Genomic DNA, 20,062 nt, shown 5'->3' with positions numbered 1-20,062 from the left:
GGCCTGCGGTTTTGGGGATCTTCGCTCATTGCGCCGAGAAGAGCTTGGCGGGGGGCGTGGACTGGGCGGTGAGGCTCATGCGCCCGGAACTCTCCAGCCAGCTCTTGATGCGCTTGGCGTCGGCCACCCGGGCACCCGGGGTATCGGCATGGAGCAGCACCATGATCACCGGCTCCTGGCTGACCTTGGTCTCCATCACCAGGCAGCGACCCGCCTCGCGGATATAACCCGTCTTGGAGACCATGATGGGCCAGCTTCCTTCGCGTACCAGGCTGTTGGAGTTGCGATAGTGCATCTGGCGCTTGCCGTTGCGGATCAGGCGTTGATCGGTGGAGGTGTACTGGCGGATGAGGGGATAGGTGGAAGCCGCCGCCACCAGCTTGGCCAGGTCGTGGGCGCTGGAGACATTGCGCGGATTGAGCCCGGTGCTGTCGGCAAAATGGGTGCTCCACATGCCGAGCATGCGGGCCTTGGCGTTCATCGCCTCGATAAAGGCGCGGCGACCGCCGGGGTAATGGCGACCGAGGGCGGAGGCGGCCCGGTTCTCCGACGACATCAGGGCGATGTGCAGCATGTCGGCCCGGCTCAGGCGCGAGCCGACCGCGAGGCGTGACCCCGTGCCCTTGAGTCTGTCCACATCATCCATGGTGACGGTCAGGGTATCGTTGAGGCGCTGGTTGCCGTCCAGTACCACCAGCGCCGTCATCAGCTTGGTGATGGAGGCGATGGGCATGACCCGGTTGGCGTTGCGCTCGGACAAGATCTCGCCGGTGCGTGGATTGGCGACCACGAAAGCATCGGAACTGAGAACGAGATTGTTACGGGGTTCGAGGAAACTCTTGCTGGGAGCGGCGTGGGCACCGTGCATGCTGACGGGAAGGAGGAAGGCACCGAGCAGCAGTTTGAGAAAAGGGCGCATGTTCATGATGAGGCTCTACCGTACGACAAACGAGGTTATTTGGCTAAGTTATATGACGGGAACTGACGCTTAACAACGTCAAAAGTTCCAAAATTTTCATTTTATGAGGTGAGTGGCCTTGCAATCACCTCAAGGGCGGCTAATGACGATGTCAGCCGCAGAACAGGGGGTGTTGTGGCCGTCAACATCGTCAAGATGAACCCAGGTGGCGCACTTTATGCCTGTAATTGCCCGCCCTTGCCACTCTTTTCACACACTTCGTCGTGGTATGGCCTCGTGCAACTCTCTGGCCAGCACTCTTCAAGATGGCAAACGATGCTGGCGGGTTACAGCAAGCGGCTGGATAGACGTTGTCTGGGAGCACCGTAACTTGCTGATATCGGGGGGCAGTCCGGTATCCAAGACTGCGTTGGCTCAAGCCAGCAGCCTTGTGCGGGGTCAGGCCGTATGGGGTAGGGCAACCTGCATCAGCGCTGAAGGGCGCTGTTCGACAAAATAGTGCCAGATATGCTCATAGAGGGCCTTCTGACCAGGAAAACTGGCCAGTGCCTTGGCCTCGCTCAGGGAACACCAGCGATATTCGGTGTGCTCATCGTTGAGGGTAATGGCTTGATTGGGCGGGCAATAGACTACGAACACCGGTACGACACAGACAGTGTTGGTGGCATGCTCGTAAAACTGATCCAGATATTGGCCGTTGTAGAGCTCGTTCACCCCTATGCCGGTCTCCTCAAAGAACTCGCGCACTATCGTTTGCGAGCCTGTCTCACCCGCCTCGACCGAACCTGCCACATGACACCAGAAGCCCCCCTTGACCCGCTTCATCAGCAGTATCCTGATCTCGCCATCGACAGCAGAGAGGGCGATGCCGGAGACGGCCTGACAGCGAATGGGGATCATGCTGGCTCCTTCAGAGCTGGGACACAGGAACCCTATTGTTTAGCCGGTATGGCAAGGATGACAAGTCATCACCTGTATTGCGCCACCCCCGCCAGTGTTCGCCCGGCGTCAAAGGGGGCGATTAGCCCCCCATGATGCGGGCGGTCTGAATGGCCTGGATCAGCGCGGCTCTGTTGATGCGGGGGCGCTCCTCATCCAGCAGCCGTTGCCAGAGGGCGATGGCGTCGCCGTAACGGCCATGCAGGAAGTGATCCGAGGCGAGCAGCATCAGGGCGCTCACCTCTCCCTTGTCCTGCTTGAGTGCGCTGCCTAGCAGGCGCTCTGCCTCCGGGGTGAGGCGCTGACCCGCCTGGTAGTAGAGGACGGTCGCCTGGGCGGCCTGGGTAGCGGCGCTGGCGCCCCCCTCCAGCAAGGCGAGCCGCTGATAGGCGAGCCAGGCGTTGTCGTAGTCGTCCCGATAGAGATAGAGCTGGCCGAGTTCGGCCCAGCCATCGCGATCCGCCGGATCCCGCTGCAGGCGCTGGTGGATGGCGCCGAGCGCCTCGTCCTGCAGATCCCGGGGGCTCAGCCCTGCGAGGGGATCGGGGAGCTGCTGATACGTCTGCCAGGCCTGATAGCGGCCGGTGCTGGCATAAAACCCGGCAACCGCGGCCAACAGCACTGCACCGAGCAGCAGCCAGGGCAGGGGGTCTAGTGTTGACCTCTTGGCCGCGAGCCGTGCCCGCAGGCGCTGCTCGGCCGGTGGTGTGGCATTGGTGAGCCGCGCCAGCTCCAGTTCCCGATAGAGGCGCGAGTGGGGGGCAAGCCCCGTTTGCTGCTCGGCCAGGATCAGCCGGTTCAGCTCCCCCCTGGGATCCTGAGTGTCTGACGAGACCGCCGCCGCATCCAGCCGAGGACGGGGCGGCTTAGAGGGCCGCAGGCTACGGTGCAGCCGATAAGCAGCCAGCAGCAGCAACAGGAGGGGAGCAGCCCAGAGGAGGGCCGTGCTGGCCTTGACGGGGGGATCGTAGCGCACGAAGTCGCCAAAGCGGGTGGTCATGCGGGCGATCACCTGATCATCGCTCTGCCCCTCGTCCACCCAGCGATAGACCTCGAGGCGCAGATCCCGGGCGATGGGGGAGTTGGACTCCACCAGGTTCTGGTTCTGGCACTGAGGGCAGCGCAGGGAGCGCGCCAGCTCCTGGGCGCGGCTCTGCAACTCGGGATGACGAAATTGGTAGGTGTCGACGCCGCTGGCGGCGGCGAGGCCGGCCCCACTGAGCAGAATTGTGATCAGCAGTGCGCGCAGTGTTTCGATCAGAAGGTGTTTATTCATGGCCGACTCTTCGCAGTGACGGCGGCGCGAGCCTCGCTGAGCTTGGGCACGAATTGGCGTTGCCAGATCTCCCGGGTGAGTTCCCCCGTGTGGCGAGCGATCAGGGTGCCGTCGGCCGCGAACAGATAGGTCTCCGGGGTGCCATAGACCCCGAGCTCCAGCGCCAGCCTGCCGTCGGGATCCTCCAGCACGGCACGGTAGGGGTTGCCTGCTTGCGAGAGCCAGGCGCGGGCGGCCCCCCCCTTGTCCCTGTAGTTGAGGCCGTAGAGGGGCACTGAGCCTGCCAGCTCGCTGAGCAGGCCATGTTCGGCGCGGCAGGCCGGACACCAGCTGGCCCAGACATTGAGCAAGAAGGGCTTCCCTTTGAGGCGCTCCGTGGGGATGGGGGGGCCGCCGAAGAGATCCTGGCTCTGCCAAACCGGCAGGGTGCGGCCCAGGGTGGCCTCGTCCTGGCGGTAGGGGTCGTTGCCAAGGCCGAGCCAGAGCAGGGCGCCAAGCCCCAGGGCGAGCGCCAAGGGGATAAAGAGGCGCAGGCGGGATCTCATGAGGGCTCCCGTTCGAGGGCAGGACAGGGCGCAGTGGCAGAGGCGCTGCGGGCTGCGAGCAGGGGACGGCGGGCGAGCAGGCGCAGGGCACCGCCGGCCATCATCAACAGGCCGCCTAGCCAGATCCAGCGCACCAGCGGCTTGTAATGCAGGCGCATGGCGTAGGCGTTTGGCCCCATCTTCTCGCCGAGCACCACGTAGAGATCTCCAAAGAACCCCCACTCGATGCCGGGTTCGTTCATGTTCATGGTGCGCACGCTGTAGTGGCGCCGCTCCGGCGTCAGCCGCGCGACCTCTTTACCGTCCTTGTGCACGCTGAGGGTGATGCGCTCGGCGGTGTAGTTGGGGCCGAGCAGGGGCTCGCTCCCCTCATAGCGAAACGCGTAGGCGCCGAGTCGGTAGGGCTTGTCTGCGCCGAGCACTGTACCTCCCTCCTGGCTGTGGTGGCTCACCTGAGCGATGCCGAGGGCGCAGACCGCGACGCCGAGGTGGGCCAGCAGGCTCCCAAGCCGGTTGGTGTTGGTGATGCCGGTCTTGAAGGGGAAGCCGAGCAGCAGGCTGGCCAATAACCAGAGGGCGACCATGTTGGCGAGGATCCCGCTCCAGCCGAGGGCCCCCTGATCGCGGTACCAGAGGCTGAGCAAACCGCCCCCCAGCAGGCCGAGCAGGGGCGGCAGCAGGGCGCTCACCCGGGAACATGTCCGCAAGCCTTGCCAGTGCAGGCGCGGGAGCCAGGTCATCAGCGCCATCAGCATCAGGGCCAGGGGCACGAAGATGGCGTTGAAGTAGGGGGCGCCCACCGAGAGGGATCCCAGATGCAGGGACTGGAACACCATGGGGTAGAAGGTGCCGAGCAGTACGCTGGCACAGGCCACGACAAGCAGCAGGATGGCGGCGCCGAGCAGCCCCTCCTTCGACCAGAAACCGAAGCGGGCGTAGGGGGCGCGGGTATCGGCCCGCAGGGCGAACAGGGTCAACGCTGTGGTCAACAGCAGGCCGAGCAGCAGCAGCAGGGTCAGGCCGCGATTCGGATCCACCGCGAAGGCATGGACCGAGGTGAGCACCCCGGAGCGCACCACGAAGGTGCCGAGCAGGCTTAAGGAGAAGGTGAAGATGGAGAGCAGCAGAACGCCGTGGCCGTAGGCACCGCGCTGCTCGCAGACGATCAGGGCGTGCAGCAGGGCGGTGCCCAGCAGCCAGGGTAGCAGGGAGGCATTTTCCACCGGATCCCAGAACCACCAACCCCCCCAGCCGAGCTCGTAATAGGCCCACCAGGAGCCGAGGACTATGCCGGCGGTGAGAAACACCCAGGAGCCGAGTGCCCAGGGGCGGCTCCAGTGGGCGACGGCGCCATCCAGGCGACCGGAGTGCAGCGCCGCCATGGCGAAGGCGAAGTTGACCGCAAAACCCACGTAGCCGAGGTAGAGCAGGGGGGGATGCACGATGAGGCCGATGTCCTGCAGCATGGGATTGAGATCGCGTCCCTCCATGGGTCCCGGGAAGGCACGATCGAAGGGGCTGGAAAAGGCGAGGGTGTAGAGGCCGAACAGCCCGACGATCAGCCCCATGATGGCGAGCACCCGCACCCGGATAAGCCCGTCAACCCGATTGGAACAGAGCGCCACCAGGGCGCCCCAGAGCGCCAGGGCAAACACGAAGAACAGCATGGAACCCTCGTGGCCGCCCCAGACCGCTGCGAGCTTGAAGCCAAGGGGCAGGGCGCTGTTGGCATGCTGGGCCACATAAATCAGGGTGAAATCGTTTTGCGCGAAGCAGAGGCCGAGCAGTATCAGGGCGACGCCAAGCAGGGCGGCATTTAGCAGCGCCAGCGGCTTGGCACAGCCGAGCAGAGAAGGCGAGGCGAGACGCAGCCCCAGCCAGGGCAGGGTGCCCTGCACCAGGGCGAGCGCGGTCGCCAGCAGCAGTGAGAGATAGCCGAGCTCTGCCAGCACACAACCTCCAGTTTCACTATATCGTTCATGTGATGCCGCAGCGTCCACCTCGGGTGGGCGTTGGGGCATCACCAGAACATGCAAACATCCAGCAACAGACAAGCGCCAGTCGCCGGGGCGGCTGGCGCTTGTGAGCCGTTTTCTATACCACCGTCATCTGACCGGCGTAGAGGATGAAATAACGCAGCATCAGGATCCCCAGCAGGCTCAGGCTGCACAGCAGCACCAGGTGGGAGGGACGATGGGCCTTCTCCTTGCCGGTGATGAGACTCAGCAACTGGGGCAGCAGGATGCCGACCCCGATCACCCCGAACCAGAAGACGTTGGACCAGAAGCCACCGCCGATGGCTGCCTGCATCGCCACCTCGCTCTGGCCGCCTGCGGCATAGAGCACGCCGAAGAAGCTGGCCAGCAGCAACAGCTCCAGCACCACCATGGGCCGCTCGAAGCGATGCACGAAGTGCACCCCCTGGCTGTGGCCATCCTCCTTGAACAGGGTGACCGCCAGCAATATGGTGGAGGCGACCCCCGAGCTCACCCCCGAGACCAGGAACAGCACCGGCAGCACCGGGTTGTGCAGCATGGGGTAGCTGATCAGGGCCGACAGTAGGAAGCCTGTGTAGGCGCCAAGCAGCGCCGCCAGCAGCAGCAACGCCGGGGCGATCAGCCGCTCGAAACGGCCAATCAGGGCGATGAGGCCATCGACGAACGCCAGCTTGTCACCCAGCAGCTTGCGACGCAGGGCCTCGATCTCTGCTCTGAACACCACCGCCAGCCAGGCGAACAGCGCCGCCATATAGACCTGGAACAGCATGACCCCCATCGACATCACGGAGTCGAACTGGTAGTTGAACATCAGCTTCCAGAAGGTCCAGGGACGGGCCAGATGGAAGATGAGCAACAGCAGGCCGATGACCACGCTAAGCGGCGCCAGGATGGCGGTCGCCTTGATGATGCCGCTCTCGCTGCCGGCCCCCTTGCGCAGGCGCAGCAGCACCGACAGGGTGCAGGAGCCGGCGGAGATGCCGAGCAGGAACAGGTAGATGGCGATGGGGCCATCCCAGACCAGGGACTCGAAGTGGAAAGCATCATGCCACATTATGATTTCTCCCCTTTGGCGATACGGTACATCTTGGGCGAGGTGCCGAGCGCCTCCTTGAAGCGATAGGTCTCCTCCTTCGCGAGCCGCTGGCTGAGGGCACTGTCGGGATCATCCAGATTGCCGAACACCAGCGCCTTGGTGGGGCAGGCCTCCACACAGGCGGGCTGCTTGCCGGCAGCCAGGTTGGTCTGGCGGCAGAAGTCGCACTTGTCCGCCACCCTGGTGACCGGGTTGATGAAGCGCACGCGGTAGGGGCAGGCGGCGAGGCAGTACATGCAACCGACGCACAGATCCGGGTTCACATCGACGATGCCATCCTCCGCGCGGATGTGGGAGGCGCCGGTCGGGCAGACGTGCACGCAGGGCGCGTTGTCGCAGTGCTGGCAAGACTTGCGAAAGAACTGGTACGACTGGTTGGGGTACTCACCCTCGGGACCGGAGCGCAGGATCTGGAGCCGGGCGACCCCGTCAGGCACCTTGTTGGTCTCGCGGCAGGCATCCATGCAGGCGGTACAGCCGATGCAGGCGGTCTCGTCGTGCAGCATGCCGTAGCGCACGCCATCTATGGTCTGGCTGTGGGCGAGGGGGCTGGCAAGGGAACGGGTACCCGTCATCATGATGAGGGTGCCCGCGCTCATCCCCGCCATGAATTGACGGCGAGAGCAGCTCATGGCGCCTCCTTGCTCACGCTGGCCTGCCGATTGGCCGCCTTGTCGGCGTGCTGCTTGCTGTGGCAGTCGACGCAGAGCTTGATCCGGGATTTCTCCGCTATGCCCACCACGGGCTCCTTGACCGGGTGCAACTGGTGGCAACTGGTACAAGTGAGCTTGGTCATGTGCACGTCGTGGGCCCAGAGCGCCTCGCGCAGGGGTTTGGGCTCATGGCAGCTCATGCAGACGCCGTTCTGATCGCTAATGGGGTAGGCTTCGGTGCTCTGCTTGTCTTTGAAGCTGTCGCCAAAGCGCATCACGTCCTTGACCCCTTCCCGGTGCTGGTGAGAGGGGAGGCCGTGGCAGTTGGTACAGGTCACCGGGGCCAGGTTGTTGGGGTTGGTCGCCTTGGCATGCTTGCCGTGCATGCCCTCCGTCTGCTCCTTGTGGCAGTCGGTGCAGGCCCTGTCGGCGCTGCGCAAGAACTCAACATCGTGCATGGCCGGCGCGGCGGCGGGGGTCGTTGTCGACTCGGCGGCCTGGCCCTGCAGGCTGGTCAGCAGCATGGCTGCCATCAGCATCAGTCGTAAGAAATCCATCGTTAAATCACCCATAGGAAGCCTCCATCCGTGGCGGGCACGCGCGGTGCCCGCCCGCTCCATTACTGCGCCACTCGTCCGGCCGCTTTGGCCTCGGCTTCCCAGGCGGGCACTGTGGTCTTGAGGAACTGGGCCTTGTCCGCGTTCATCTGCTTCATGTCCATGCCAAGGGCGGCCTGGGCCTTCTCCTTGCTGGATATGTCGGGGATGGCGATCTCGTGACTGATGCCCTTGGCGGCCAGCAGGCGTGCCAGCTTGGTGCGCGCATCGGCCGCCTTGTCCAGGGCGCTGCCCAGCATCTTCAGGGCCACTTCCGGGGCGTGGGCCTGTACCCCGTGGGAGGCGATGGCGAAGTCCCAGCGCCACTGGGCGTGGCGGATGTCTTGCTGGATATCCTTCATCTCGGTCTCGGTGGCGCCGGCATCCCAGGCCGCCTTGGCCTCGAAGTGGGCGTGTACCAGTTGCTTCTCGACCTTCAGCTTGGTCTCGACCACGGCTTCCTTACGCTGATGGACGATGTCCTGCAGCATCTCCTTGCTCTGGGTGTGGCAGTTGCGGCAGGTCTGCTCGAAGCGATCGAAGGGATTACCGACCTTGTGATCCGTGTAGATCTTACCCTGCTCGTTCTGCACCTTGGGCATGTGGCAGTCGACGCAGGCGACGTTGTTCTGGCCGTGAATGCCGGCGCGCCAGGTCTCGTATTCCGGGTGCTGGGCCTTGAGCATGGGGGTCTTGGAGAGGGCATGGGTCCAGTCGGCGAAGCCAATCTCGTCGTAGTAGGCCTCCATCTGCTCGACCCCTGTGCCCTTGTCCCAGGGGAATTTCACCGCCTTGGTGGGGCCGCTGAAGTAATACTCCACGTGGCACTGGCCGCACACCTGGGACTGCTGATCGAAGCGGCCCTGCTCCTTGAACGGCTTGTCGATGGCGGTCATGGCGCGGTCCGCATAGGGGCGGGAAAGGTGCAGGGCGGGCTTGCCCTCCTTGAACTCTTTCGACGCTGTGTCATGGCAGTCGGCGCAGCCTATGGTGTTAACGATTTCCGGCCCGCCCTTGGCCCACATCCCCTTGAAGTAGCCATCTTCCCCCTTCTCGTCGATGACACGGGCCACATCCGGGCCCTTGCAGCTCCAGCATGCCATGGGCAGGGGGCCGTCTTCGGCACTCTTGGGGGCGCCGGTGCGCAGGGTCTCCCGCACATCGGTCAGGGCGTAGAAGTGACCGCGCGGCTTGTTGTAATCCTTGGAGAAGGGGTAGCCGGCCCAGAGCACCACCATCTGGGGATCCTCGGCCAGGGCGTCGGTGCGCTCCGTGCTCTCGCTGGTCGATGTCCAGCTGTCGAACTGATCGACGTGATCCTTGGCGAACAGCTCGTTGCGAGCCTCTATCTTGCCCTTGGGGGCGGCGTCTTCAGCCTGTGCCCAGCCGCCGGTGCCGAGCAGGGCGGTCAGTAGCAAGGCCCCAAGGCCCTGCCTCAATACGTTGTTATGTGAACCCACGGTCATCACTCCCAGATAAAAACGTCCTTGCCGGGCCCGACCGGTCCATCTTGTTGCGTGGACATCACTACCCGAATGGGTATGGCAGGCCGTTTAATTGTTATTGATGCATAAGAGATGGTTTTTATGCGTTTGTTGCCTTGGGATAATACCAAATGGGTAAAATGGATAATGATTTATCCCCGGCCCCCTTGCGCTAGATCAATTGGCGGGGAGGGCAAAGAGAAGAAATGAGATCCAGATTGTATTCCTTAGGGATGGCGGAAACTTGTGGTCAAGGGGTGGCATGATGGTCTGCCTGGGAGGGAGAGGGAGAAATGAGAAGGGCATCGCCTTATCCGGGGAGGTTTGGGCGGTATTAGCTCTGTCTCGATTGAATGGTAAATGAATTTATATGCACTTAGTGGCTTTTGGGAAAGCGGGTGCGGCGAGATGTTTAAATAAGTGGCCGATTATTTAATAGGCTGTCCATCTGACACAAACTGTCGTAACAATGACATCAATAGTGTTGTCCATCGTACAGAAAGTCACCTTGCGAGTCTTGTTTCCGTATGCGAAGCGGATTGGTAACGGTTCCATTGCATTAAATAGGACTCATGACGCCATTTCCTTTCGATATTTTCGAAAATGTCGAAGGGTTCTCCATCCTGGACGGGGGTAAAATAGGCGCCTATTCACCACGGACCTGTATTCTTAGGAGTCCGTGCCCATGAGTTGGAGATGAAGTATGGCTGAGCTGCGAATCGAAAAACCGACCCTTATCAATCACCTGGAAGGGAGGGTCTTCGTGATGGATGGCGACGGCAACCTGCGCCCTGCCGCAGTGGGCATGCAGCTCCAGCCCGGTGAGCGGCTGCTGACCGAGGCCGATGGCCGTTTCGAGTTGGCCGATCCCGTCGATGGGCGCGATCCCGACCAACTCGAGTTGGCCATGACACAGCCGACTCCCCAGTCCGTGGATCCTGAACTGGCCAAACTGCAGGAAGCCATCCGAGAGGGCGCCGACCCGACCGCCGTGTTTGAAGAGACCGCCGCCGGTAATGACGGCGCGGGCACCGCAGGGGGCGTGGTTGGCTCCAGCGCCGGCGGCTTCGTGGTGGTGGATCTCAACAACGACTTCACCGTGGTGGAGGCGGGGTTTGATACCGACCACCAGGCTAGCCTTCAGGGGGATGAGCTGCTAGCTGAGGATCAGATTGACAACAGGCCCCCAGACTTCTCCCTGAGCCCCATTACTCTGACGGAAGACGCCTTCACCAATCAGGACAATGTGGTAGGAAGGAGCGATTTTGTTATCCGCCAGCGCTTTGATCCTCTGGTCGCTGACTCCCTGACATTCACAGATCAAACTGAAACCTTGGCCAGGCTCAATGGCAGCGGTATCAGCAGCGATGGTCATACGCTCACCTTCGAATTTGGCAGCGACCGGTTACTGACCGGCTATTACATTGATGAAAACGGTCAACGTGTCGATGTTTTGCAAGCCCAGCTGATAGCAAATCAGGTCAATGGTGACGTACAGGGGGCGGTGACGGTTACCCTGCATGGGCCGCTAGATCATCAGGGCAGTGATCAACTCTCGTTGGGGCTCTCTGTCATTGCCAAGGAGAGCGATGGCAATGAGATAGAAGCCGATCTCTCTGTTCGCATCAACGACGGTGTGGATCCCAACCTCGGTATCGATGCTGGCATCAGCCTGCAGGAAGGGGGCGCCAGCCAGAGCCTGGATGGCCAGCTGCCGGTCAATGTGGGCAGCGATCGCCTGGTGTCCCTCAATTTCGAGGCGAGCCAACCCGGCCTCGATGGCCTGACCAGTGGCGGCAAACCGACGACTTATCAGGTCAATGGCAACCAGATCACACTGCTCGATGCCAGTGGCAAGGTCATTTTGACCGTCACTCTGGATCTCGACGGTAAATACCACCTGCAACTGGACGGCGTGCTGGATCAGCCGCTCACCAGCAACAGCGTCAACCTGGGGCTGCAGGTGCAAGGCACAGATTATGACGGGGATCAGAGCAACCTCGGCACCCTCAATATCGCCATCACGGATGGCGCCCTGCCTAGCGTGGATGCGGTCACCCTTTCACTCACTGAAGACAGTGACTGGAGCGCGGGACAGGTCCTATCCGGTGATCTCAACATTACCGCAGGCACGGATCCTCTGGTCAACATCAGCTTCGATGCCAGCCAGCCCGGCCTGCAGGGGCTCACCAGCGGCGGCCAGCCGGTGGTTATCAGCATCAGCGGCAACAGCATCAGCGGCAGCGTCAACGGTCAGAACGTCTTCACCCTGACCCTGGATCAGCAGGGCCACTATGTCTTCACCCTCAACCAGCCGCTGGATCAGGGCAGTGCCGATAGCCTGCTCAAGGCGGGCTTCACGCTCACTGATTCCGATGGGGACAAAGTCTCCTCCACCCTGAGTGTCGCCATCGGCGATGGGGCCAACCCGGTGATCAGCGCCGTGACCGGCACCGAGATGACCGAAGCCAACCAGGGCGATGCCGCCGTGGTGGGCAATATGAGTTTCACCGTGAGCCACGGCTCAGATGCCCTCGAGCAGAGCAGCCTGAGGTTCGATATCACAGCCATCCAGCAGAGCCTGAACGGCAAATACAGCAGTCACGGCAGCCCGGTGACCTTCACCCTGGATGCCAACGGCGATCTGGTGGGCATGGCCGACGGTCGTGAGGTGCTGCGCGCCGAGCTGGAACTGGTCGACAACAACGGCAACTGGAGCGTCACCAGCAAGGTGACCCTGAGCGGCGAGCTGGATCATCAGGGCAACGAGTCGCTGGATCTGCCGCTCACCGTGACCCTGACCGACAAGGACGGGGACAGCGTCTCCACCGACCTGCCGCTGGCCATCAAGGATGGCAACGCGCCCGGCTTCGTGGCGGGCAGCGGGGTAAGCCTGGATGAGGGGGATCTCAGCGGCAGCAACCCCCTGACCGGCACCGGTCATTTCGAGGTCAACGTCGGCTCGGATCGGGTGAGCGAAGTGTCGTTTGCTGATGTGACTCAGCAGCCCAAGTTGACCGCCTTGGGCCAGACAGTCCTCTATGAACTGGTCGACGGGGATCCCAGCATCCCGGGCAACCAGGTGCTCAAGGGTTACGTGATGGTCGACGGCCAGCGCGTCGAGGTGCTGGAAGTCGAGATCAGCGGCAGCCTGGATAACGCCGCCAGCAGCGAGTTCGATTACAAGGTGACCCTGTATGAAGGGGTGCATCAGGAGAACGGCAGCAGCACGGATCTGCCGTTCCAAATCAATGTGATCGACAGCGACAAGGGGGCTGGCAACAACGACAGCACCACTGGCACCCTCAACGTCAGCATCGGCGAGGGGAACAACCCGACCATCTCCCTGACTGGCGTGACCTTGAACGAGGGGCGCTTCGATGGCGCCGGCAGCAACCAGACCGCCGATGATCAGCAGGCAGCCGGCACCCTGACCATCAAGGCGGATTCCGATCCCGTGGTGGATGTGCGGCTGACCCTCGCAGGCCAGGTATTGGATGCAAGCGGCAACCCCATCACCCACAACGGTGAGACGCTCACCTGGAAAGAGGTGCCGGGCAGCAACGGCCACAGCTTCCAGGCCGTGACTGCGAACGGCACCCTGGTGCTGACGGTCACCCTGCCGAGCGTGCCGGGCCGCATCGATGCCCACACCGAGGCGACTCTGGATTATCAGGTGACGGTGCACACCAACCTGGATCACGGGGCGAGCGACGATCTCAACCTGACCCTGCCGGTGCAGGTAACCGACAGCGACGGCTCCGTGATCAACGGCAATGCTGATGTGGTGATCAAGGATGCCGCCGATCCGCTGATCTCGAACATCGAATCCGTGCGAGTCGAAGAGGCGGATCTGGATGCAAGCAACACCCAGCACCCCGGCACCACCCCGACCGAAAGCGGGGAGGCGGCAGGTGGCAAGGTGACCATCAGCGCCGGCTCCGACCGGGTAGCTTCTCTTGAACTCGATGTGGCGGCCTTCAATCAGGCGAACCACCTCACCTCGGGTGGCAAGGAGGTGATCCTGGCTGCCCACAGTAATCCGGGCTGGTATCTGGCGAGCACGGCGGATGGCAAGCCGGTGTTCTGGATCCACCTCGACGTCAACGGCAGCTACAGCTTCCATCTGGTGGGTCAGCTCGATCACGGTGCCCAGGGCAAGGATGAGCTCGGCATCGAGATCCCCCTGTACGTGACAGACCACGACGGGGATCGCAGCCCCAACGTGACGGTCGAAGTGACTGTGCAAGATGACATGCCGATTGGCACCAGCCTGGCCCATACCCTGAACGAGACCGGCAGCGCCGTGAACGGCGATCTGCTGCCCCCCGCCAACGAGGGGGCCGATGGCGCCAGGGTCGTCTCGGTCACCGTCAACGGTCAGGTGCATGCCTTCAGCGGCAGCCTGACCCTGGACGTGATGAGCCCGGATGGCAAACAGGTGATGGGCTCCCTGACCATAGGTGAGGACGGCAACTACAGCTTTACCCCGAGACCCGGCTTCGATCACGATGACGCCAGCCTGAGCCAGGTCATCACAGCCCAGATTGTGGATGGTGATGGCGACACCGCCGAGAGCACCCTGACCCTCAATATGGAAGACGAGGCGGTGCGCTTCACCGTGAACGCCGCGACCGGGCAGGAGGATCAGGGGGCGCAGGATCCGAGCCAGGGCATTCCCATCAACATGCAGCTCGACATCGGTGACTTCGACCGGGGCGAGCATGTGGATCAACTGCTGATCCAGGCCCCCGCCAATGCTCATGGCACCTTCTACTACAACGGGATGGCGCTCACCACCACGGCCGATGGCAAGTGGTTCATCGTGCCGCCTGAGGCCATGGTGACCAGCGACAACGTGCACTACAACACCTCGGGTCTCACCTTCGTACCGGCGGATGATTGGTCGAGCTGGAGCAATAAAGGCCAGCCCCTACATTTCCAGGTGCAGGTAGAAGTCGGGGTGACCGAGGGGACACCGCCGCCGCCGCTGACCGGGGATCTCGCCATCACGGTGCAAGGCATCGCCGACAAGCCGGAATGGGATTCCAGCACCGCCAAGCACTACAGCATCAACGAGGATGGCAGCGGTGTTGCCCTCAATGTGCAGGCGAACCTCACGGATACCGACGGCTCCGAGACCCTGAGCTACCAGATCAAGTGGGAGTCCGGCCAGGGCAGTCTGACCCTGAACGGCAAGGAGCTCAAGCCGGATGCCAACGGCGTCTATACCGTCTCTGCCGGCGACATCAACAAGATCACAGTTGTGCCTGGCAAGGACTACAGCGGCGACATCAAGCTCTCCATCACCCCGGTCAGTACCGAGAAGACCCCAGTAGTGAGCGGTCAGGAGAAGGCGCTGGGCGACAGCATAGAGCTGGTGATCAACGTCAACCCGCAGGCGGATGATGCCAAACTCACTGTGCGCGAGATCCAGGGCAAGGAAGACACCCTGCTCGACCTGGGCAGCAAGATAGTGCTGGCCCATCTGGGGGACACTGCGGACGGCTCGGAGCAGATGTTTGTGCGCATCAGCGGCCTGCCCGCCGGCGCCACCCTGCTGCTCGGCGGTGTGGCGGTTGCCATGGATGCGAACGGCTATTACGAGGTGCCCTACGATCGCATCAATGAGCTGCAGATGCAGCCGCCCAAGAACAGCAACGTGGACTTCGATCTCACCATCAAGGGGGTGGTGAAGGACACGGCCACCCTGACCGATGCCAATGGCCAGACCCATACCGTGGTGAACGAGAAGGAGACGGGCTCCCAGAATCTGCACGTGGACATGGTCGGGGTGGTGGATGAGCCGCACTTCAACCTGGACAGCACGGGCTGGACCCCGGAAGGCAACGGCTACACCATCACCATCGCGGAAGATGGCCGAGCGCCGCTGGATTTCAGGCTGGAGTCGGGGGAGAAGGTCGACACCCCGCTCGATAATTCCGAAACCCTCAACCTGGTGCTGGAAGGCTTGCCGGAAGGGGCCAAGGTATTCGATGGCAATGGCAACGAGCTGACCCTGACCTTCGCCGGTCTGGATGCCAACGGCAAGCCCATCTATCAGGTCAATGTGTCGGATCTCGGCAACCTGCAGATCCAGCCGCCGCCCAACAGCACCGCCGATATTCACCTTATCGGCCACGTGGTGGTGACCGAGAACGACGGGGATCACAAGAGCTTCGACGTGCCGCTCACCATCAAGGTGGAGCCCGAGATCGACGCCGGCAACTATGACAAGACCAGCCAGGGCCTCGAAGATCAGTATGTGGTGCTCGACTGGCATCCCGACTTGAGCGACAGCGCCGAGCAGGTGACCCACCTCAGTCTCTCCGGCATAGAGCCCGGCTACGAGATCTGGATACGCGTGGGTGGGGTCGAAACCCAGCTCAGCGTGAACGGTGGTGTCGTGGACTTGAGCGATGCGGATCTGCAGAGCCTGCTCAGCGGTGGCCAACTGCTGGTGCGGGCACCGGAAGACAGCGACAGGGACACCACTATCCAGAGTCATGTGACTGTGACCCAGGTGGATGTGGATTCCAGCGCCACGGCCCAGAAGGTGATCGACGGCAATCTGCACGTGGATATTCAGGCCGTTGTGGAACCCGATGGCAACTTGGTACAGACAGGCGGAGCGCTGGAGAGCCCGGACGGGCACGATATTCCGCTTCAGGATGTCTTCGTGTTCGAGGACCTGGATCCCAGCAGTGTCGAGACCATCGACTATCTGGTCATCAGCGATCTGCCGCCGGGCTTCGTGGTGATCGGGGGGATCAACGATGGTTACGGCAACTGGACAGTGCCCAACAATGTGCTGGGCAGCTATGCCCTGCGCTCTCCCGACGGCTTCACCGGCACTGTGACCTTCAAGGTGAGTGCCCTGGTCGTCGACCTGAGCGATGACGGGGATGTGAGTGCCAGCGTGCGCAAGGAGCTTAATGCCAGCGCCGACTTCCATGCCGCGACCCACTCGGGTCAGATTGCGGCGGATGTTACCTTCGACAATGTCCAGCCCATCACTGGGGTGGAAGATCACAGGGTCGACTTCGGCAGCCAGCTGAAGAACATGGTGACCCTGGGCACGGCGGATATCGGCGACGACGAGCTCAGTATCGTCCTCACCGGCCTGCCCCCGGGCGTCAACGTGCAGGGGCTTACCTTCGACTTCGTCAACGGCGAGTATTTGATCAAGCTGCCAAACGGCCTAAGCGATCTCGACAACCTGACCCTGACCCTGCCGGAAGACTATGCCGGTGACAGTCTGAGCCTGCATGTGCGACTGGTGAACACGGATACCGTCAGCGGCGACACCAAGACGGCGGATCAGGACATCCGCCTCTCCATCACCCCCGAGGTGGATGTCAACGGCGGTGCCGACGGCATGCCTGAGCTGCAGTTGAACGTGAAGGACATGAACGGTGACGGCCAGCCGGACAACCTGGAAGACACCGAGATCCACCTCGATCTCTCGGTCAAGCTGGCGGACATCAGCCCCTCGGTGGCCGATGGTGGTCTCGAGACGGTAGACAAGGTCACCGTGACCGTCGATGCCAAGTACGGGCATTTCCTCGACGCCAATGGCAACCCCGTCCAGTCCCTGGTGGTGGATGCTGATGGCCTCAAGGATCTGGTGTTTGTGCCCAAGGAACACTTCAGCGGTCAGGTGCCGCTCGATGTGATCGTGGATATCGTTGACACCGCCACCACGGGTACGGATACCGGCAGCTGGAGCGGCCAGGTGGGCTTCGAGGTCAAGCCGGTCAACGATCCGGCCAAGATCATCGTGCACAACGTGCAGGGTGAAGAGGATGGCAGCGTCAACCTTGGGGGCTTCGGCGCCGAGCTTGTCGATAACGACGGCTCAGAGCAGATAGTGGGGCTGCAGATCACCGGGGTACCGGATGGCTTCACCCTGTCGGCTCCTGCGGTCAACAACGGCAACGGCGTCTGGCAGATCCCCGTGGGGACCGACTTCTCCAAACTGACCCTGATCCCGCCGTCAGATTTCAGCGGCAGCGTGGATCTCACCCTGACCGCCTACACCCTGGACAATGGTCTGAGCGTACCGCTCGGTACCAGCGGCAACTTCACCGTCATCGTCAACCCGGTGGGGGATGTGATCATTGCCGACATCGAGACCAAGGCGAGCGGCACCGAGGGGGATGTGATCACCCTGAACCTGGGGCTGGAGACCCGGGATACCCAAGCCACCGGCGGCAGCGCCGGCAACGTGCATGAGAATGGCCCAGAGCAGGTGCGCGTCACCATCGAAGGGGTTCCCGACGGTGCCGAAATACGTCTGCCCAACGGGGTCAATGGCACTGTGGTGGATCTTGGCAACGGTCGCTGGCAGGTCACCACGGATGGCACCAAGCTGGGTGCCATTGAACTGGTGACCAACGACGCCAACGGTGCCCTGGATCTGAAAGTCACGGCCCAGAGCCTGGACAACGGCGCCCTCGGCCCAGAGGTCAACGGTACCATTCACGTGGACATCAGCCCGGTCAACGATGCACCCATCAACGTCTTGCCGACGGATCCCCAGGTGGCGCAGGAAGATCAACCCTTCGTCATCCAGGGCCTGCAGGTCAAAGACGTGGATGCGGGTAGCGGCGACATGAAGGTGACCCTCTCCGTCGAACACGGGACCCTCAACATCCCGGCAGGCAGCGGGGTGACAGTGGTGGGGAACGGCACCGGCTCCCTGGTGCTGAGCGGCCCCCTCGATGCCATCAACGCCCTGTTAAACGGCGGCGTTACCTATCAGGGCAACCCGGATTATCACGGTAGCGACAACCTGACCATGGTCACCAATGACAATGGCAACACCGGCAGCGGCGGCCCCCTGAGCGACACCGATGTCTTGCCCATCGAGGTGCAACCGGTCAACGATGCCCCCGTCAACGTCCTGCCAAGCGATCCCCAGGTGGCGCAGGAGGATCAACCCTTCGTCATTCACGGCTTGCAGGTGAGCGATGTGGATGCGGACGGTGGCTCCCTCACAGTCATCCTGTCTGTCCTGCACGGCACTCTGGAGCTGGCGGCGAGCAGCGGGGTGACTGTCGTAGGCAGCGGCTCCGGCTCCCTGGTGCTGACTGGCTCGCAGGATGCCATCAATGCGCTGCTGAGCGGCGGCGTCACCTATCAGGGCGAGCAGGACTTCAATGGTCAGGATGCCCTGACCATGGTGACCAACGACAACGGCAATACGGGTAGCGGCGGCGCACAGAGCGATACCGACGTGCTGCCCATCGAGGTGGAAGCGGTCAACGATACCCCGGTCAACCAGGTGCCTGACACCATGCAGGTGAAGGAAGACGGTTCCCTGTCCCTCTCCGGCATCAGCGTCAAGGACGTGGACGCTGGCAGCGCCCCCATGTCCATGACTCTGAGGGTCGAGCACGGGGTGCTGACCCTGCTGGGGGCGGCAGGCGCCGTCTCGGTGCAGGGGGCGGGAACCAGTGCGATCACCTTGGTGGGCTCCCTCGCGGATCTCAACGCGCTGATCAATGGCCAACTGCACTATGAGCCGGCCAAGGACTTCTGGGGTCAGGACAACCTGACCATCACCACCTCGGATCAGGGCAACACGGGCGCCGGCGGCGCACTCACCGATACCTCCACCGTGGGTATTACCATCACGGCCGAGGCCGATGATCCACTGCTCAATCTGGGAACCCACGATATCCATGCCCTGCAGGGGGCCTGGATACCGCTCAACCTCAGCGCCAGCGTGGTCAACCCGGCGCCGGGCGAGCTCTCGGTGCGGATCCAGAATCTGGGCAGCGCCCAGGTGGTGGACGAGCACGGCCAGAGCGTGGGTCACGCGGACAGCAATGGCGACTGGCTGCTGCCCATGGATCAATCTGTGCCTCTGTACCTGAGTGGTCTGACGGTGGGGGATCACGCCCTCACCCTGAGCGCGGAGTCGAGTGCGGGGGGCATCACAGTCGGTTCTACCCCGGAGACCCTCAACATCCATAGTCAAAGCGGCAACACCTTGACGGGCACGGACAGCGCGGACTGGCTGTTTGGCTCAAGCGGTGATGACAGGATCCTGGGCGGTCTGGGGGACGACGTGCTGCGCGGTGGCCAGGGCAACGACATCTTGACGGGTGGGATGGGCAGCGATCTCTTCGTGTGGGGGAACGGCGATGCGGGGACGGCGGGGCAACCGGCCATCGATACCATCACCGACTTCAATCCGACTCAGGGGGACAAGCTCGATCTGGCGGACCTGCTCAAGGGGGTGACGGACAACAGCGTGGATGGCTTGCTCAATCACCTGTCAGCCTCCGTCACCACCGGCAGCGGTGGCCTCAGCGACGTGAATCTGTCGGTCTCTCCGGCGGGGGATGGTCAGGTGACCCAGCAGATCACCCTGAAGGACGTGGATTTGAGCGGCTGGAACCTGAGCGGCTCCTCCTCCCACGACATCCTGCAGTCCATGCTGGATCAGCACAGCCTGATCATCGAACACCCTTGATGGACGGGAGATAAACGAAAAGAGCCGGCAATTGCCGGCTCTTTGCTTTTCTGCGGGATTGTTTTTAGGTTATT

Annotated in this window: 10 protein-coding genes; 1 reads left to right on the top strand and 9 read right to left on the bottom strand. The window is 62.6% G+C overall.

The features are described from left to right. Positions 1-25 precede the first annotated feature (25 nt). The 9 genes from ACRCYW_RS01050 to nrfA all read right to left on the bottom strand — a co-directional run bounded on the left by ACRCYW_RS01050 (position 26) and on the right by nrfA (position 9,487). Complete coding sequence (locus ACRCYW_RS01050) at positions 26-925, bottom strand: serine hydrolase (protein WP_438548337.1); 900 nt, start codon at positions 923-925, stop codon at positions 26-28. Between the two features lie 432 nt (positions 926-1,357). Further along, positions 1,358-1,819 carry an NUDIX hydrolase gene (locus ACRCYW_RS01045; RefSeq protein WP_438548336.1) on the bottom strand — a complete coding sequence of 154 codons (462 nt, stop codon included), beginning with the start codon at positions 1,817-1,819 and terminating at the stop codon, positions 1,358-1,360. Positions 1,820-1,940: 121 nt separating this feature from the next. Continuing rightward, positions 1,941-3,134, bottom strand: coding sequence for a heme lyase NrfEFG subunit NrfF (gene nrfF, locus ACRCYW_RS01040; RefSeq protein ID WP_438548335.1), 1,194 nt, complete (start codon positions 3,132-3,134; stop codon positions 1,941-1,943). Continuing rightward, positions 3,131-3,679: a DsbE family thiol:disulfide interchange protein gene (locus ACRCYW_RS01035; protein WP_438548334.1), complete on the bottom strand. Its 549-nt coding sequence runs from the start codon at positions 3,677-3,679 to the stop codon at positions 3,131-3,133. The genes nrfF and ACRCYW_RS01035 overlap by 4 nt, the downstream gene beginning before the upstream one ends. Next, the gene (nrfE, locus tag ACRCYW_RS01030) at positions 3,676-5,631 is read right to left on the bottom strand and encodes a heme lyase NrfEFG subunit NrfE (RefSeq protein ID WP_438548333.1); all 1,956 of its coding nucleotides are present in this window, start codon (positions 5,629-5,631) and stop codon (positions 3,676-3,678) included. The genes ACRCYW_RS01035 and nrfE overlap by 4 nt, the downstream gene beginning before the upstream one ends. A gap of 142 nt (positions 5,632-5,773) precedes the next feature. Beyond that, entirely contained in the window at positions 5,774-6,730 is a 957-nt protein-coding gene (gene nrfD / locus ACRCYW_RS01025) for a cytochrome c nitrite reductase subunit NrfD (RefSeq protein ID WP_438548332.1), read from the bottom strand. Beyond that, positions 6,730-7,404, bottom strand: coding sequence for a 4Fe-4S dicluster domain-containing protein (locus ACRCYW_RS01020; RefSeq protein ID WP_438548331.1), 675 nt, complete (start codon positions 7,402-7,404; stop codon positions 6,730-6,732). The genes nrfD and ACRCYW_RS01020 overlap by 1 nt, the downstream gene beginning before the upstream one ends. Beyond that, positions 7,401-7,997: a cytochrome c nitrite reductase pentaheme subunit gene (gene nrfB, locus ACRCYW_RS01015; RefSeq protein WP_438548330.1), complete on the bottom strand. Its 597-nt coding sequence runs from the start codon at positions 7,995-7,997 to the stop codon at positions 7,401-7,403. Before nrfB ends, ACRCYW_RS01020 begins: the two co-directional genes overlap by 4 nt. 47 nt (positions 7,998-8,044) lie before the next feature. Beyond that, positions 8,045-9,487, bottom strand: a complete 1,443-nt coding sequence (nrfA, locus tag ACRCYW_RS01010; RefSeq protein WP_438548329.1) for an ammonia-forming nitrite reductase cytochrome c552 subunit — start codon at positions 9,485-9,487, stop codon at positions 8,045-8,047. Between the two features lie 721 nt (positions 9,488-10,208). Between nrfA and ACRCYW_RS01005 the strand changes: the two genes are divergently transcribed. Next, positions 10,209-19,988: a retention module-containing protein gene (locus ACRCYW_RS01005; RefSeq protein WP_438548328.1), complete on the top strand. Its 9,780-nt coding sequence runs from the start codon at positions 10,209-10,211 to the stop codon at positions 19,986-19,988. Positions 19,989-20,062 lie beyond the last annotated feature (74 nt).

The sequence above is a fragment of the Aeromonas sp. genome (assembly GCF_051657805.1).
Taxonomy (GTDB): Bacteria; Pseudomonadota; Gammaproteobacteria; order Enterobacterales; family Aeromonadaceae; genus Aeromonas.
The sequence above is the reverse complement of the archived record's forward strand: the minus strand, read 5'-3'. Positions and strand labels throughout refer to the sequence as shown.

What these genes read in the sequence shown, in the direction of transcription:
- ACRCYW_RS01050 (WP_438548337.1), bottom strand. Translation starts at nt 925, where the DNA reads ATGAACATGCGCCCTTTTCTCAAACTGCTGCTCGGTGCCTTCCTCCTT.
- ACRCYW_RS01045 (WP_438548336.1), bottom strand. Translation starts at nt 1,819, where the DNA reads ATGATCCCCATTCGCTGTCAGGCCGTCTCCGGCATCGCCCTCTCTGCT.
- nrfF (WP_438548335.1), bottom strand. Translation starts at nt 3,134, where the DNA reads ATGAATAAACACCTTCTGATCGAAACACTGCGCGCACTGCTGATCACA.
- ACRCYW_RS01035 (WP_438548334.1), bottom strand. Translation starts at nt 3,679, where the DNA reads ATGAGATCCCGCCTGCGCCTCTTTATCCCCTTGGCGCTCGCCCTGGGG.
- nrfD (WP_438548332.1), bottom strand. Translation starts at nt 6,730, where the DNA reads ATGTGGCATGATGCTTTCCACTTCGAGTCCCTGGTCTGGGATGGCCCC.
- ACRCYW_RS01020 (WP_438548331.1), bottom strand. Translation starts at nt 7,404, where the DNA reads ATGAGCTGCTCTCGCCGTCAATTCATGGCGGGGATGAGCGCGGGCACC.
- nrfB (WP_438548330.1), bottom strand. Translation starts at nt 7,997, where the DNA reads ATGGGTGATTTAACGATGGATTTCTTACGACTGATGCTGATGGCAGCC.
- nrfA (WP_438548329.1), bottom strand. Translation starts at nt 9,487, where the DNA reads ATGACCGTGGGTTCACATAACAACGTATTGAGGCAGGGCCTTGGGGCC.
- ACRCYW_RS01005 (WP_438548328.1), top strand. Translation starts at nt 10,209, where the DNA reads ATGGCTGAGCTGCGAATCGAAAAACCGACCCTTATCAATCACCTGGAA.